Annotated in this window: 11 protein-coding genes; 9 read left to right on the plus strand and 2 right to left on the minus strand. The window is 38.1% G+C overall.

The features are described from left to right. Positions 1-42 precede the first annotated feature (42 nt). A complete protein-coding gene (locus ACZZZW_RS06005) occupies positions 43-1,332 on the minus strand; it encodes a hypothetical protein (RefSeq protein WP_055909560.1) in 1,290 nt (429 codons plus the stop codon). 175 nt (positions 1,333-1,507) lie between these two features. Between ACZZZW_RS06005 and ACZZZW_RS06010 the strand changes: the two genes are divergently transcribed. The 4 genes from ACZZZW_RS06010 (at position 1,508) to ACZZZW_RS06025 (ending at position 10,195) form a co-directional block, all read left to right on the plus strand. After that, positions 1,508-4,573: a SusC/RagA family TonB-linked outer membrane protein gene (locus tag ACZZZW_RS06010; protein WP_055909562.1), complete on the plus strand. Its 3,066-nt coding sequence runs from the start codon at positions 1,508-1,510 to the stop codon at positions 4,571-4,573. A gap of 10 nt (positions 4,574-4,583) precedes the next feature. Continuing rightward, entirely contained in the window at positions 4,584-6,320 is a 1,737-nt protein-coding gene (locus ACZZZW_RS06015) for a RagB/SusD family nutrient uptake outer membrane protein (protein ID WP_055909565.1), read from the plus strand. Between the two features lie 23 nt (positions 6,321-6,343). Then, positions 6,344-8,719, plus strand: a complete 2,376-nt coding sequence (locus ACZZZW_RS06020) for a hypothetical protein (RefSeq protein WP_463492565.1) — start codon at positions 6,344-6,346, stop codon at positions 8,717-8,719. Between the two features lie 507 nt (positions 8,720-9,226). Further along, positions 9,227-10,195 carry a phosphatidylinositol-specific phospholipase C gene (locus tag ACZZZW_RS06025; RefSeq protein WP_463492566.1) on the plus strand — a complete coding sequence of 323 codons (969 nt, stop codon included), beginning with the start codon at positions 9,227-9,229 and terminating at the stop codon, positions 10,193-10,195. Between the two features lie 223 nt (positions 10,196-10,418). On the opposite strand, the gene ACZZZW_RS06030 is transcribed toward ACZZZW_RS06025, so the two are convergent. Further along, on the minus strand, positions 10,419-11,048 hold the full coding sequence (locus tag ACZZZW_RS06030; RefSeq protein ID WP_463492567.1) for a Crp/Fnr family transcriptional regulator: 630 nt from the start codon (positions 11,046-11,048) through the stop codon (positions 10,419-10,421). 352 nt (positions 11,049-11,400) lie between these two features. On the opposite strand from ACZZZW_RS06030, the gene ACZZZW_RS06035 reads away from it, so the two are divergent. The 5 genes from ACZZZW_RS06035 (at position 11,401) to kdpB (ending at position 17,560) form a co-directional block, all read left to right on the plus strand. After that, complete coding sequence (locus tag ACZZZW_RS06035) at positions 11,401-12,006, plus strand: N-acetyltransferase (protein ID WP_463492568.1); 606 nt, start codon at positions 11,401-11,403, stop codon at positions 12,004-12,006. 18 nt (positions 12,007-12,024) lie between these two features. Then, positions 12,025-13,128: a M20/M25/M40 family metallo-hydrolase gene (locus ACZZZW_RS06040; RefSeq protein ID WP_463492569.1), complete on the plus strand. Its 1,104-nt coding sequence runs from the start codon at positions 12,025-12,027 to the stop codon at positions 13,126-13,128. A gap of 479 nt (positions 13,129-13,607) precedes the next feature. Continuing rightward, entirely contained in the window at positions 13,608-13,685 is a 78-nt protein-coding gene (locus tag ACZZZW_RS06045; protein WP_082035969.1) for a potassium-transporting ATPase subunit F, read from the plus strand. 40 nt (positions 13,686-13,725) lie between these two features. Further along, the gene (kdpA, locus tag ACZZZW_RS06050) at positions 13,726-15,444 is read left to right on the plus strand and encodes a potassium-transporting ATPase subunit KdpA (RefSeq protein ID WP_463492570.1); all 1,719 of its coding nucleotides are present in this window, start codon (positions 13,726-13,728) and stop codon (positions 15,442-15,444) included. 88 nt (positions 15,445-15,532) lie between these two features. Further along, positions 15,533-17,560 carry a potassium-transporting ATPase subunit KdpB gene (gene kdpB, locus ACZZZW_RS06055; RefSeq protein WP_463492571.1) on the plus strand — a complete coding sequence of 676 codons (2,028 nt, stop codon included), beginning with the start codon at positions 15,533-15,535 and terminating at the stop codon, positions 17,558-17,560. Positions 17,561-17,586 lie beyond the last annotated feature (26 nt).

Here is a 17,586-nt window from a genome sequence, read left to right on the forward strand (position 1 = left end):
GGCTGATAATTGTGGTATTTTTTGCCATTGGCAGATATATGCTTAAAACTTTTCGCCCGTTTTCAAGTCCGCAAGATTGAAGTTTTTAAAAGAGCCAATCCCTGCGAACATAATTTTGAAGCCCATTAATTTTCCAATGGGTTTATGATAGGTGGTTTTAAAAACTTCCTTATTATCTATTAATAAGGATACGTGCTGATTTTTTACTCGTAATTTAACATTTTTACTAATGGTTAAATCATGTCCGAATGCTCTTAAATCAGTTTTATCTCCATTTTTAAACTGCTCAGAAAATCTGTAAGCACTCCACGCAATACATTCTGGTTTGATAATACTTAGAAAATGACTATCGCTTTCTCCATACACCACAATATCGGCCTGAGAGCAGCGAACACCTGGTCTTTCGGCCGAGGTTTTAATATCGGCACTAAATTCAAAATTATCAGCACTAATAGCTGTGGGTCTTACATTTGCAAACGATACAAAAAAGGTTTTACTGGTATCGATACCTGCATTCAGTAATTCCTTAGTGGTAACATGATAATCAGGAGCGGTAGAAATTTTCTTTAATATTGGATATACCCTAGTTGTATCATATTGTATTGTAGCAATCACATCCCATCCCTTGCTTTGCAGGTAAACATAAGCGGTATCTATAGGTGTATTTTTGTGGTATAATATTGGGAAATAACGCCCCGGAGTTTCATAATAATGATTAACAACAGCATTTGCAGAAGCAGATCGTTTGGTTTTAGCATCTCCAAAGTCTATTATAAAAGTTGATGGATCATCAGGTAGATTTCCCAAAACATCCAGTTTAAAAATGGCAGAATGCGGACTTTTACCTTCGGGGTTTAAACAGGTTAATTTAACATTGCTAACACTCTGGTTACCACTTAAGAAAAGGAAGAAAATTATGCCGGTCATTATAATGCCAAAGCCTAACAAAACGTAGATATAGGTTTTGTTCTTATGCTTTGAAGTCCCCGGTTTTATTTCTGGCTTAATAGGAGTATCCTTTTCATTTAGTGGGTGTAAAAGTTCAAATTCATACCAATCTCTAAAACCAATAAATTGAGCAAGGGCATCTCTTGTTGCTTTTTGTGGGTAATAACGTGTTGATGTTTTGAGCTTTCCGAAAATGCGTTTTAGGGTGTTTTCACTCAAATGAACTTTTGTTTTTCGATGCAATAAACCACTAAGCTTGATATAGTCGCTATTTCTCCATTCCGAAATGCTTTTTTCACTAATCTCCTTGGCAACTTTTTTACAGCAAATATCCAGCTGTTTAAAAAAAACAGAATTTTCGGCTTGTACAAACTCGTTATTCATTTGATTTAATTGACTGATTTTTAATTTGTTGTCTTGTCAATAATATTGGCAAACATTTGTACAAATGGTTAGTATTTGGTGATATAAATCATTACCTAAGTTTATAAAAGCAAAATCAAAGGTTGAAACCAATTGCTGCAAAACAAACTATTTTTTATAAAACTAACCAAATTAAATGAAAAAAAAACTACTCTTATTTGTGCTGCTTTTGTGTACGTTTTACACCTTAAAGGCACAAACCAGATTTGTTACCGGAAAGGTAATTGATGCTGGTAGCAAAGAAAGTCTTGTCGGTGTAACCATAAGTATTCCTGAAAAAAAAACAGGTACAACCACTGATGCGAACGGACAGTTTAGCCTTAATATTCCTAATGGTACCAATAAACTGTTGGTTACCTATATTGGCTATCAGGAACAAACTGTTTCAATAACGGGTAATAACCTTAATATCAGTTTAATCGCGGACACAAAAAATTTAAATGATGTCGTGGTAGTAGGTTATGGTACCCAGAAAAAGAAAGATTTAACAGGGGCAATTGCAACGGTTAGCGGGCAAGACATTACAAACCGTCAAACCTTGCAAGTATCAGAAGCTTTGCAGGGAGCAGTTCCTGGCGTAAGTGTAACCCGTAGCAATTCGGCACCGGGTGCAGGTGCTACAGTACAAATCAGGGGGGTAACTACACTTAATACCAATGGTCCTTTAGTTGTTGTAGATGGCATACCTGTGAGCAGCATGGATTTAGTCAACCCAAATGATATTGAATCATTGAGTGTTTTAAAAGATGCAGCTTCGGCTGCAATTTATGGCTCAAGGGGTGCTGCAGGAGTAATATTAATTACAACAAAGCGTGGCGCAAGCGGGGTTTCGAGTATTGATTACAATTTCGAGTATGCTTTACAAAAGCCAACAGCCCTTCCTGAATATGTAAATTCGCCAAAATATATGCGTTACTTTAACGAGCAGGCCGTTAATGATGGTGCGGCAACAGGTCCATATGCGCAGGATGCCATTGATAATTTCGAAAAAAACAGAGCGGTCACTCCTGATAAATTTCCTTTTGCTGATACTGATTGGCAAGATTTAATTATGACCAATAAATATGCACCAAGAAAGCAACATGATTTGGTGTTTACCTCCGGCACTGAAAAATTAAGAACAAAAGTTTCGTTGGGCTATCAAGATGTAGGCGCATTTTATGATCATTATAATTATGAACGATATCAATTTAGAATAAACAACGACATTAAAATCAGTAATAAATTTAGTGCAACTGCAGATCTGGCCTTTCGTCGTTTAAATAACCTATCTCCTGTTGCTAACCCTTTTAGTGGTCAAACGCCTATTTACGAAGCTAGGGTATTGCCTCCGGTATACGCCGCTTATTATTCAAATGGTGCTTTTGCTCTTGCTAAAGATGGACGAAATCCGTTAGCACAACTAAATGAGGGGGGCACAACCGCCTCAAAATCTAACCAGCTCCAAGCCAGGTTAGTGTTAAACTTTAAACCAATTGACAATTTAACCTTATCTGGGGTTGTTGCACCGACTTTCGATTTTAATAAAAGCAAGGCATTTTCAAAGAAAATTGCATTCACCAATCCCGATGGGAGCCCAAGTGCAGCAAGTAATACCTCACTCACCACATTAAATGAATCGAGAGATGAGATTTACCAAATTACAGGCCAGTTTTTGGCAAATTACACCAAAACCTTTACCAATAAACATAATTTTAGCGCGCTGGCGGGTTACGAAAGCATTTATTCAAATGCTGAATCACTTGGTGCAAGCAGAGATGGTTTTCCTTTGTTAGATTTTCCATATTTAACGGTGGGTTCAACTGCGCTACGTGATAATTCTGGAGGCGCAACTGAAGAAAGTTTACATTCTGTATTTGGCCGGGTTGCCTATGATTATATGGGAAAATATCTTTTCCAGGCAAATTTAAGATTAGACCAATCTTCGCGGTTTGCACAAGGTTTTAGAAGTGCTACTTATCCTTCATTTTCAGCGGGTTGGGTGCTTTCAGAAGAAAATTTTATGAAAAAAACAAAATGGATTAATTTCTTAAAACTCAGGGCTTCGTATGGCGAGGTGGGAAACCAACGGATCAGTAATGGACCTGGTGGGGGACAAGTTTATTACCCTTATCAGGCCAATATCGACCTTCGAAATGTTTTATTCTATCAAAATGGCGTACTTGTTCCTTTAAGTTCTGGAAGCCAGACTGCTTATGCGGTAAATGATATCAGATGGGAAACTACCCGCTCTACAGACATAGGATTGGATGCTACCTTCTTAAATAATAGGTTAAATATTACTGCTGACTATTTTAAAAAAAGTACTAAAGACATTTTGTTGCTACTTGATATTCCATTAAATATGGGCTACGATAAACCACAGCAAAATGCGGGTATACTTGATGTAAGCGGTTGGGAACTAGGCCTAAACTGGAAAGATAAAATTAACGATTTTAATTATAGCGCTAGTTTTAATATTTCTGATGCTAAAAGTAAAATAAAAAACATGAGTGGTACACGCCAGGAAAGTGGCAGTACTTTAGTTAATAAGGAGGGAAGCCAGTTTAACGAATGGTATGGTTATGTGAGTACAGGTATTTACCAGACTGCTCCAATAGCAGGAACTGCAAAAACCAGCGCTGCAATCACTGCTGGCGATGTAGGTTATAAAGATATAGATGGTAATGGAATAATCAATGCCGACGATAGGGTGTTATTAGGCGGATCATTGCCTCGTTATCAGTATGGCGGTAATATAAATTTGGGTTATAAAGGCTTTGATTTTGGTATTACTTTTCAAGGAGTTGGCAAAAAACTAAGCCGACTAAACAATGATATCGTTCGGCCTTTTCAAGAGCAGTTCGGTAATTTTCCAACTTATTTAGAAGGAAATTTTTGGAGCAAAACCAACACAACTGAACAAAATTTAAACGCAACATTACCTAGGTTAACCAATTCCAATGCTGCTAATAATTATGCCTCATCAGATTTTTGGTTATTCGATGGTTCTTATTTTAGGTTAAAAAATATTACACTGGGTTATACTTTTGATAAATGCAATGTTTTTCAAAAACTAGGACTTAAATCTATTCGCTTATATATTTCTGCCAACGATTTCTTAACCAGTAGTAAATATCCTAAATATGCCGATCCAGAGTCTGGCAATGCAAGCTATCCTATCGTTACCACATTTCTAAGTGGTATAAGTGTTAAATTTTAATCTATACAAAATGAATAAGACAATCATATATGCATTTTTGACGATAGGCATTATTACTGCATCGTCATGCAAAAAACTCGATTTATCAGATCCATCCAGTCCTGCTACAGGTAGCTTTTATACTAACCAGAACGAGCTGGAATTGGCGGTAAATGATTTATACCGGATAGATTTTTGGACTTCTGCTAAAACCGCAACTAGCACATGGGAGGAGTTTTTCTCAGATAATTGCTTTTATCGTGGTGGATCAGGCGGTAATCCAGTTATAGCGGGTAGCCTGTCATCTGATAATGCCAATGTGCAAACCTATTATTTAAATTGTTATAAAGCCATTGCAAGGGTAAATACCTTTTTAGAAAATAAAGATCGGGCAGCAGCAACTACGCCTACTGCCATAATAACCAGGTTAGAAGCCGAAATGCGATTGATTAGGGCTTATCAGTACACTAAATTAATAACCCATTTTGGCGACGTACCTTTAAATACCAAAACGCTAACCATAGATGAGGCAAAAAATGTAAATAAAACCAGTAAAGCAGATATTTATACCTTTTTAAAGGGAGAATATGAGTTTGCCGCACAAAACTTACCTCAAAATTATGGAACTGCTATAAAAAGATTAACAAAAGGAGCAGCCTTAGCCTTGCAAGCGCGTACTGCTTTATATATGGGTGATTGGGAAACGGCCAGATCATCATCGTTAGCGGTTATGAATTTAGCAGGAGCTGGCGCTTATACTTTAAACGCTTCTTATGATAACCTTTTCCAATTGGCTGGCGAGCAAAGTGCAGAGATTATATTTAGTATACCCAGAGACCAAACGCAGCAGGTATTTAGTGTGCCAGATGATATTCTGACGCGTAACGCTGGTGGTTTTGGTGCTACCTTGCCAACCCGCGAATTGGTAGATGCTTTCGAATGTACAGATGGAAAGCCGATTGATGAATCCCCTTTGTACAATCCATTAGATCCTTTCACAAACCGCGATCCACGATTAATTGCTACAATAGTACCATTTTATAGTAATACCTCTTCAACAGCGGTACCGCGTACCAGTTATTGGTTAGGCTATAACTATAATCCACACCCCGATTCTGCACAGGTATGGAGCAATAAGTTAGGGCGAAAGGTAACCAACAACGATACGCGCGCTGTTGCACCTTTTGCAAGTTTTACCGGTTTTGTATTTAAAAAAGGTGTTGCTCAGAATTGGTCTGATACGCATAAGGAAGATAATGATGCCATTATTATCCGCTTTGCTGAAATACTACTTACTTATGCGGAGGCAAAAATTGAATTGGGACAAGCCGATAATACCGTACTTGATGCCATTAACAAAGTTAGGGCCAGAGCTTATGGCCTATCTGTTAGTCAAATAGCCTCTTATCCAGCAATTACTACTTTAGATTTAGCACAACTAAAAAATGTGGTAAGAAGAGAACGTAGGGTAGAATTTGCTTTTGAAGGACTGCGTTATATGGATTTGATTAGATGGAAATTAGCAGAAAAGGCATTAACACGTCCTGTTATCGGTTTGCCAGACCCAGTAAATCAAAATAGAGTCAAATGGCCTTTTCCGGGTGTTACGCCAATTGATGACGATGGAATTGCCGATTACAGTGGCTTTGGTACCGATGTTAAAGTTTTATTTCAGCGTAACTTCGACAAATCGAAACAATACTTATGGCCATTACCGGCTATTGAAGTAAGGGCAAATCCCAAATTAATACAAAATCCAAATTACTAATCCACACATGAAAACAAAACCTGATGATAAAATTTAGTCTCTTACTAAGTACTGCGATCCTTACTGGCCATTTGAGCTATGCTCAAGATAAGCCCTTAAAAGTAAGTGGAGTATACCCACATTTAGCCACATTTAACGAAAGTTGGTCTCTGCCCGGAAGTATAAAAAAAACAAATGGTGATGGTGGCGAAAACGGTATTGGAGCCATTACCCCATGGGCAGGCAAACTTTGGATGGTAACCTATTCCCCACACATGCCTAAAGGAAGTTCTGATAAGTTGTATAGCATTGATAATGAACTCAATGTTACCATTCATCCCGAGAGCATTGGTGGCACACCTGCAAACCGGATGATCCACAAAGAGTCTAACCAGTTAATAACGAGTAACTATTTTATAAATGATAAAGGAATTGTGAGGACTATTCCATTTTCGGTTATGCCTGGCAGAATGACGGCTACAGCACGGCATTTAACTAACCCGGCCAATATGGTTTACTTTTATGATATGGAGGGCATGTTATACGAAGCAAATGTGCATACCCTGGCAGTAAAAAAGCTTTTTAATAAACCTGTGCCAGGCTGGCATGGTAAAGGTGCTTACACTGCGAAAAAACAATTGGTGGTTGCAAATAATGGCGAAGAAGCTGTTTTTAAGCTAACAAAAGATATGCTAGAAGCTGGAGATTTACCAAAAAACGATGAAGAAAAAGGTGTTTTAGCAAGTTGGGATGGAAATACCTGGAAAATTATTGAAAGAAAACAGTTTACAGATGTAACCGGACCTGGTGGTATTTACGGTTCGCCAAATGATGAAAGCCCGTTGTGGAGTATAGGTTGGGATAAACGTTCTGTAATGCTGAAATTATTGGATCATGGGCAATGGTATACATATCGTTTGCCAAAAGCTGCGCATACCTATGATCATAGAGGTGGCTGGTATACCGAATGGCCACGTATCCGTGAAGTTGGAAATAATAAAATGTTGATGGATATGCATGGCATGATGTATGATTTTCCTAAATCTTTTTCAAGGAAAAACAGCAGTGGCATTACACCTGTAAATAGCCATTTACGTTATATTCCTGATTTTTGTAGCTGGAATAATCAAATTGTAATTTCTACAGACGAAACCACTGTTTTAGAAAATCCTATGGCTGGCAGGGCACAATCCAATCTTTGGTTTGGGCAGTGGAATGATTTAAAAAACTGGGGTGCTGCAACAGGTTGGGGTGGACCGTGGGATAATGATGCTATAAAAGCGAATATACCATCTGATGCGTTTCTGATAAACGGTTTTGATAAAAAGGTATTGCATCTTACTCAAAAATCAGATCAACCTGTAATTTTTACGGTTCAAATAGATAGGGCAGGAAATAACAAGTGGGAAGATTATAAAAAGATCACCGTTGCTGTCAATGCGTATCACTATTTTATCTTCCCTGCTGATTTTAAGGCCACATGGGTTCGGTTTAAGGTAAATAAAGATTGTAATGCCTCTGCATTTTTCCATTTCACCGGGGAGGGACATAAAATACAAGATCAGTTATTCAATACGCTCGCAGGAATCAATGAGAAATTGCCAATTAACGAGAATTTGATCCGTCCATCAGGGTACAACAAAAATCTACAGGTATTAAATACTTCAAAGGAGAAAAAGCAATATTTTGAAGTTGACGAAAAATTATCGTTTCTAACCAATCCGGCTGATAGTACAGCGCAAATGGAAAAGCTTTTAGCGCTAAATAAAAATTATACTGTTGATGAGGCTTCTGTTATCATCAAAGATAAAACAGGAACTTTTCGCTTGCCAAAGGGATCTGATGAATATGAGCGTTTTCCTTACCGAGATAAACGGGAGGTGGAATCGGAACGTTTTATGTTGAATGTACAAGGTACTTTTTATGAAGTTGGCCGTGAATCTGGCTATGCTGCCATTCGCCCGGTTACTACACATCGCAAGAAAATAATCGATTTTTGTACCTGGCGAGGCTTATTGGTATTAAGTGGTACCAAAATAGGTGCTAAACCTGATGGACAATATTTTGGCAACGAAACCAATGGATTATGGTATGGTGGTATTGATGATTTGTGGAAAATGGGTAAACCGGTTGGTGAAGGGAGTGTATGGAAAAATACCGCAGTAAAAGCAAATGATCCATCATTACCTTATTTAATGACTGGCTACGATCAGAAAAAAGTGAAGATTGCAACCGATCAAGATGTAGAAATTACTTTGGAGGTAGATTTTGATTTAACGGGTTTTCATCAGTATAAAAAATTCTCAATCAAAGCTGGCCAAAATTTAAATTACACATTTCCAGCAGGTTTCAGTGCGCATTGGATAAGGGCAGTTGCAAGTAAAAATTGCCAGGCAACGGTAACATTTACCTACTTTTAATTAATTTTTTCAATTTGTAAAATGCTCATTATTAATTTTTTAGCCGTTCATATTTTTGGACATACAAATGGACGAGCATAAATTATAATTATTCGGAATAAGCATCTATTATTGCAGCTCACTTGGATATATAGGGATATCTAAAAGCGAAGTTTAGGGATACTCAACGCTATCAGTACAAGGGCATCTGCCCTTGTATCTGATTTTTTCTTTTAACAATCCAAAAGCATTAACGTGAATTTAATTCAAAGTTAATAAGCCTTAATTCAGCTTTCAAACCACAAATGTTATACAATCAATTGCTTTACCTTAGCCACGGTTAAATACTGTGGCTTTTTAGCATTTAAGTGTTTCGGATTCTTACACAAAAATCATTATTACTAAAAGTTAATAACCCAATCTATATTAACGAATTATGAATTTATTTAGGATGTGCTGTTTTAGTAAAACCTTTTACTAGTTTTATAATACTGAACCAAATAAATCATCACCTTCCTTAAAAAAACTATGAGAAAATTACAACTACCACTTTTTGTGGCCTTGGTATTAACCTTTAGTGCCTGTAAAAAAGAAGAGCAATCAAAAGAAAATTTTGCAAGTCCAAAACTAAAAGGTAATTCGAGTCCGGCAGCGCAACTGTTAAGCATTTCGTTAAACAACTGGATGAGTGTACTGGCAGATCAAAACAGCATTTCGGCAATATCTATTCCTGGCACACACGATTCTGGTGCTACTATAGAACCTGTATCTGGTACTGCAAAATGCCAGAACCTGAGCATTGCCGACCAGTTAAATGCTGGCGTTCGCTATCTGGATATCCGTTGCAGGCATATTGACAATGCTTTCGCGATCCACCATGGAGCCATCTACCAAAACCTTAATTTTAATGATGTATTGAATGCCTGTATTAATTTTTTAAACAGCCATCCAACCGAAACAATCATTATGAGTGTGAAAGAAGAACATACGCCATCAAATAATACCCGCTCATTTGAGCAGACTTTTGATGCGTATGTACAGCAAAACCCTGGTAAATGGGATTTGGGCAATAACATTCCTACGCTGGGTAGCATCCGTGGAAAAATCAGGTTATTAAGAAGGTTCTCTGGCTCATCTCCGAAAGGGATTGATGCTACTGCCTGGGCGGATAATACTACGTTCGACATTGCCAACGCTGCTGCCAATTTAAAAGTGCAGGATTTTTACAATGTTAACGATGTAAATACCAAATGGACTAAAATTGAAACGCTGTTAAACGAGGCAAAAAATGATTCTTCGAACAAGCTTTATCTTAATTACGCGAGTGGATATAAAGCAGGAGTATTCAGTATTCCTAGCATTACTACAGTTTCGAATGCTGTAAATCCAAAAATTACCACCTTTTTTACCAATAATATACATGGTAAATATGGAATTATTCCGCTTGATTTTGTTGATGCAAATCGCAGTCAATTAATTGTAAACACAAATTTCTAAATTAAAACCAATTGGTTTATGGGTTCAGGTAAAACGGCGCACTCATTATGGGTGTGCCTTTTTTTTTGGGGATGCTTATAATTAAATAGTTGTGAGTGGGAAATATCAGCTCATAAATTCATAGAAATATAGAATTATACTTTTCCTTTTATAAGCGGTTTTTTAAACAAAATATAGTAGTTTAAGTTCGAAATTACGATTGGTATACGTCCAATCGCAGTTTCTATAGCTCAACGTTAGGTTCATTGTTTTTATTAAATTCTTTACTTCTAATTCTGCTCAGCGTTTCTATTCTCATCCCTAAATAACTGGCCAGGTAACGGAGAGGTATTTTATTCAAGTCAATTTTTTTGCTTTCTGCCAATTTTCTGTACCTCCGCAGTGCATTCGGTATTCTGGCGAGAATAGATCTTTCAGATGCTGCATAATAATGAAGTGCCAGAAGTTTTCTGCCAATAATATTTGCCTCTTTAAAATTAGCATATCCATATTCAATCAGGGTGTAGGGAATGCGGATCAGTTCGCAATCTTCGAGGGCCTGCAAATATTCTATAGATTGATTGCTCGGTGCATCGGGATGGCGTATAGCACCCACAATATTGTTCCCAAAACTAAACCAAGTGGTAATATCTTTACTCCCTTCTTTTACAAAACCACGTACAATACCGCTTTTTACAAAGTAAAGCGCCGCATTACTATCAATTGGTGAAACAATATGTTTATTCTTTTTTACCATAACCACAGTACAATTTTTTTCATATTGGGCTGCGAGATCGTCGGGGAAAGTATGGTATTGCTCCATATACTGTATAAGGGGCTTTACAAAGGAAATTTTGTTAGCGTTGAGCATCATAATATCAACTTTTGGGATCGAAGTTTGATTTTTGTAGAAGTTTAATGGTCTTGCAAAATCTATTATACGCCAAAAAATCCGAAATGTTAGTATGAGTACATCAATATTTGACTGTAAGTTCTTAACCTATAAGTTAGATTCAAGATTATACCGCATCATTGATTTTTTTATTCAACTGTTAATGGTTTTCCGTTATGAAACTAACCCTTTCATTTTGGTAAGGTATTGTGGTGAGAGCTTACTATTGATAAATTAATAGTGCTTCATATTGTTGTTTAAAGCTAGATTCTGAATGTAGAGTCGTGTTTAGGCATTTCCTTTGTAATCGGCCTGGCATGAAATTTTAATCACAATGGATAACCACATTATTTTTGTGCGCACCGCAAATCAGAACGATGCACATTACGCTGAAGAAATTATACAGGAAACAGCACAATCAGCACTTGCCCGCGGCTCGGGTATTGCAAAAAGAACGGTAGAATCGGTAATCTCGAAAATGGCGGCTGGCAAAGCTGTTATTGCTCTAACCGATACGGGAGAGTGGGTTGGCTTTTCTTACCTCGAAACCTGGGAAAACGAACGTTTTGTATCCAATTCCGGTCTTATTGTTGCGCCAAAGTTCAGAAATTCCGGTGTTGCAAGGTCAATCAAAAACAAGATCTTCCGAATGTCGAGAAGATTATACCCCAACGCAAAAATCTTTAGTATCACATCAGGGCCGGCAATTATGCGGATGAATACCAAACTTGGTTTTCTTCCGGTAAGTTTTGCTGAAATTACACACGACGGGCATTTTTGGGAAGGCTGTAAAAGCTGTGTAAACTATGATATTTTAGAGCGGAAGAAAAAATGCAACTGCCTCTGTACCGCAATGCTTTTCGATCCGGCATATTTTATAGATGCTCAGCCAATTGTTTATCAGCAAACAGAAATTTATCAGGAAGTTACACATTCATAATCAACCCATTACATTACCATGAATACCATTAGTAAAATTCACCTTACCCAGGGTACTGATCTTAACCAGTTGTATCAGCAATCGCTCGAGCTACTTTCTACCTTAATCACTATTCCTTCCTTTAGTAGCGAAGAATCATTTACCGCAAATGAAATCGAATCTTTTTTAAACACACATGGCATAAATACTTTCAGAAAACATAATAATATCTGGTGCTACAATAAATATTTTGATGCTTCAAAACCCACCATACTTTTAAACTCCCATCACGATACGGTAAGGCCAAACGGACAATATTCAAGAGATCCTTTTAACCCGGTTATTGAAGATGAAAAAATACATGGGCTGGGTAGTAATGATGCTGGAGGACCTCTTGTAGCCTTAATTGCCACTTTTTTGTATTTCTTTGAGCGGAAAGAGCTTTCTTTTAACCTTTGTTTGGCGGCTACGGCTGAAGAGGAAACCTCAGGAGAATTAGGCATTCGGAGCATCTTAAATGATATGAAGACAATATCATTTGCAATTGTGGGCGAACCAACTTGTATGCAAATGGCTATTGCTGAAAAAGGATCAATGGTAATAGACTGTGTTTCGAAAGGCCGTGCAGGCCACGCAGCCAGGGAAGAAGGAGACAATGCCATTTACCATGCGCTTAAAGATATTGAATGGTTCAGGCACTATTTATTTCCCATTATGGATGATCAGCCGCAACCCGTAAAAATGACGGTTACGGAGATTAAAGGCGGAATTCAGCACAATATTGTTCCTGATGAGTGCAGGTTTACGGTAGATATCCGCTTCGATCACAATTATACCGAAAGGGAAATTATAAATACGATAATTAACCATACAACTTGCCATTTTACTATTCGCGCCAATGTATTAAAACCTTCTTATATTGATATTCTTCACCCGCTTGTAATTTCAGGCCTATCATTGGGTAGAAAAACATACCTGTCGCCAACAAGTTCAGATCAAGGCTGGCTGGATATGCCATCAGTAAAAATGGGGCCCGGCAATTCTGCACGTTCGCATACTGCTGATGAGTTTATCGGTATTGAAGAAATTGAAGAAGGGATTGATATTTATATTAGTTTACTCGAAACTTTGGAGCTCTCCTAATCTTAGTGTCTCGCTAAGACTTTAATGGATATCGTCATTGCGAAAAGGCTTTTTCAGCCGACGAAGCAATCTTTATGGCAAGGCTCAATAGCATGAAAGATTGCTTCGTACCAGCAATGACGACCGCTTTACTGAAGCCTGTCAATGGTTGCGTAATCGAAGGATTTCTTTTTCTAGTCTTAGTGTCTCGCTAAGACTTGAGATTTTCCCCTCAGCAATGACGAATTAATTTCCCCAAATGAAAAAAACCTTTCCAAAATGGAAGGGTTTTTTTATGCTTTAATTTGCTGTAATTATCTTTTTTGTTTATAAATAACTGAAAATGAATGATTTATGTTGATTTTGCTTTTTCTGGTATAACAGTTGGCTAATGGCATGCAAAGCAAATACAATCATGACAATACTACTTTTTTTAATTCTCATTTTGCTCTGTTGGGCAACTTACAAATCAATCGACTGGTTCGAAAAAATCTAACACTATGATCGCATTATTTATTATCGCCATCGCCGTATTTATCTACATGATTTACGTGCTGATCAAACCCGAAAAATTTTAATCCTTTCTCCTTCCTGGAGAACAATTAACACATCAAAAAAATGAACACTGAATTAACCGGCATTATCGCCACATTCTTGCTCACCCTGGCCATCGCAATACCTTTGGGTAAATACCTGGCTAAGGTTTTTGCAGGAGAAAAAGTCTGGACAGATTTTTTAAAACCATTGGAAACTGGTATTTACAAACTTTCCGGAATCAACATTAAAGAACAGATGAACTGGAAGCAGCAATTAAAAGCTTTGCTCACCATTAATATATTATGGTTATTCTATGGCTTTTTTGTACTCATTTTTCAGGATAAACTTCCGTTCAACCCGGATGGAAACCCTGGAATGACTCCAGATTTAGCATTTAACACCATTATCAGCTTTGTAGCCAACTGTAATCTTCAACATTACTCAGGCGAAAGTGGTGTAAGTTACCTCACCCAGCAATATGTACTGATGTTTCTTCAGTTTGTAAGTGCTGCCACAGGTATAGCTGCTGCAGTTGTGCTTTTTAAAGCCTTTAGAGATAAAACAACAACCGAACTTGGAAATTTCTGGGAGTTTTTTGTAAAATCAATTACCCGTTTATTGTTGCCGCTATCTTTTGTGATGGCCTTAATTTTAACTTTTAACGGTACCCCGGCAAGTTATGATGGTAAAGACAAGTTTATTTCTTTACAGGGTGATACGGTTAATGTTTCGAGAGGGCCTGCCGCTCAAATGATTGCCATTAAACATTTGGGTACTAACGGAGGCGGATACTTTGGAGCAAATTCAGCACATCCTTTCGAAAACCCAAGTTACTTTACCAATATGGCAGAGCTAATTGCACAGGTAATCATTCCGATTGCAATGGTGATTGCTTTCGGATATTTTATCCGCAGGAAAAAACTGGCCTGGACAATCTTTGGAGTAATGACAATTGGTTTGTTTATGCTGCTTTTGCCTATGCTAAGTTCAGAACTTGGTGGAAGTCCTGCCCTGGCAAAAATGGGCATTTCTCAAACTACCGGAGCAATGGAAGGGAAGGAAGTCCGCTTTGGGCCCGCTGCATCTGCTTACTGGGCAACAGTTACTACTATTATTTCTACAGGATCTGTAAATAGTATGCACGATAGTACCATGCCAATGTCTGGTACCTGGCAATTACTTGGCATGATGATCAATTCTTTTTATGGAGGCTGTGGTGTGGGTTTATTAAATTATTTTATTTACCTGATTGTTGCCGTATTTATATCTGGATTAATGGTAGGTAGAACGCCGGAGTTTCTTGGACATAAAGTTGAGGCCAGAGAGATTAAAATCGCTGCCATTATTACTTTGCTAAGTCCGTTTTTGATTCTTGCAGGTACTGCAATTGCCAGTTACATTTTTACCAATCATGGCGATGCGGCATGGGCCGTTCAACCTAAAAATTGGCTTAATAATCCTGGTTTCCATGGATTTTCAGAGATGCTTTATGAAATGACTTCCTCTAACGCCAATAACGGTTCAGGATTTGAAGGATTGGGCGATAACAATATATTCTGGAATTTATCTACCGGTATTGTGATTTTCATTGGCCGTTTCTTGCCAATTATTGGTCCTGTTGCTATTGCCGGATTATTGGGTGCCAAAAAATTCATTCCTGAATCGGCTGGTACACTTAAAACAGATACCAAAACGTTTGCCTTGATGACTTTTGCAGTGATATTGGTACTGAACGCTTTATCTTATTTCCCTGCATTGGCACTTGGGCCATTGGCAGAATACTTTACCATGCTTAAATAAATAAGAATTGCCGCAGTTGAGTATCTCGAGATGCAATTATTAGTATTTCAATAAGCTCAGCACGACAAAACAATAATAAAATTCAAATATGAAACCCAATAATAAATTGTTCGAACCTGCCTTAGTGCAGACCGCACTTAAACAATCTTTTATCAAACTCGATCCAAGGGTAATGGTCCGCAACCCGGTTATGTTCACTGTAGAAATCGGAACCCTGGTAATGGCTTATGTTACAGTATATTCATTTAGCCACAGCGGGCAAGGATCGCCTTTATATAATTTCTTCATCTTTTTGGTGCTTTTGCTTACTGTACTTTTTGCCAACTTTGCTGAGGCCATTGCCGAGGCAAGGGGTAAAGCACAGGCAGATAGTTTACGTAAAACAAGAGAGGAAACACCTGCAAAAGTGCTTTTGCCAAGTGGTATAATCGAAATCCGCTCATCTAACCAGTTGAAAAAAGGTGATGTTTTTGTTTGCGAAACCGGAGATACCATTCCTACAGATGGAGAGATTATTGAAGGTATTGCTACAATCGACGAATCGGCCATTACTGGTGAATCTGCTCCGGTTATCCGCGAATCGGGAGGCGATAAATCTTCGGTAACAGGAGGAACAAAAGTTTTATCTGATGAGATTAAAGTTCAGGTAAGTACTGCTCCTGGAGAAAGCTTTTTAGATAAAATGATTGCCCTGGTAGAAGGTGCCTCGCGCCAAAAAACACCAAATGAAATTGCCTTAACCATTTTGCTGGCAAGCTTTACCCTGGTATTTATCATTGTGTGCGTTACTTTAAAACCCTTTGCCGATTACGCCAATACACCGATTACCATTGCCGCATTAATTTCCCTCTTTGTATGTTTAATTCCAACCACCATCGGCGGACTTTTATCGGCCATCGGCATTGCCGGGATGGACAGGGCATTAAGGGCCAACGTAATCACAAAATCTGGTAAAGCAGTAGAAACCGCAGGCGATATTGATGTATTGCTTTTAGATAAAACCGGAACAATTACGATCGGAAACCGTAAAGCCACCAATTTTTACCCAACTGCTGGCGTAAACATTAAAGCTTTTACCGATGCCTGTGTGCTAAGCTCATTGGCAGATGAAACCCCTGAAGGAAAATCAATCATCGAACTGGCTGCAGAACAAGGTATAAAATCTGTAGGAACACCTGAAGGATCAACTTTTATAAAATTTACTGCCGAAACACGCTCAAGTGGATTAGATACTGCTGATGGAAGAAGAATCAGAAAAGGGGCCTTCGATTCGATTAGAAATATAGTAGAAAAGGCCGGAAATATATTTCCATCTGACATTGAAAACCATGTAAAGGCAATTGCAACCAATGGCGGTACACCCCTTGTAGTATCAGAAAATGAAAAAGCCCTTGGCGTAATCGAATTGCAGGATATTATTAAACCAGGTATAAGCGAGCGATTCGAACGCTTAAGAAAAATGGGTGTAAAAACGGTAATGGTTACGGGCGATAATCCATTAACGGCTAAATATATTGCTGAAAAGGCTGGTGTAGATGATTTTATTGCCGAGGCTAAACCCGAGGATAAGATGAATTATATTAAAGATGAACAGGCACTTGGTAAACTGGTGGCAATGATGGGTGATGGTACCAATGACGCGCCTGCTTTAGCCCAGGCCGATGTTGGTGTAGCCATGAACAGTGGTACACAAGCTGCAAAAGAGGCTGGTAACATGGTCGATTTAGATAATGATCCTACCAAGCTAATTGAGATTGTAGAAATAGGAAAACAATTGTTAATTACCCGTGGTACGCTAACAACCTTCTCTATTGCGAATGATGTTGCCAAATATTTCGCCATCGTTCCGGCATTGTTTATTGCCTCGATACCTGCTTTGCAAAGTTTAAATATCATGGGCTTACACAGCCCCGAATCGGCCATTATGTCGGCAGTAATTTTTAATGCCATTATTATTCCGATCCTAATCCCGCTGGCCTTAAAAGGTGTGGCTTACAAACCTATCGGTGCCACTGCATTATTACGCAGAAACCTGTTTATATATGGTATTGGCGGCGTTGTAGCACCATTTATAGGCATTAAAATAATCGATTTATTAGTGGGGTTATTTGTCTAAAAAAATCTGTTTATCAGTAAAATAAA

The organism is Pedobacter sp. AC379 (genome assembly GCF_979258145.1).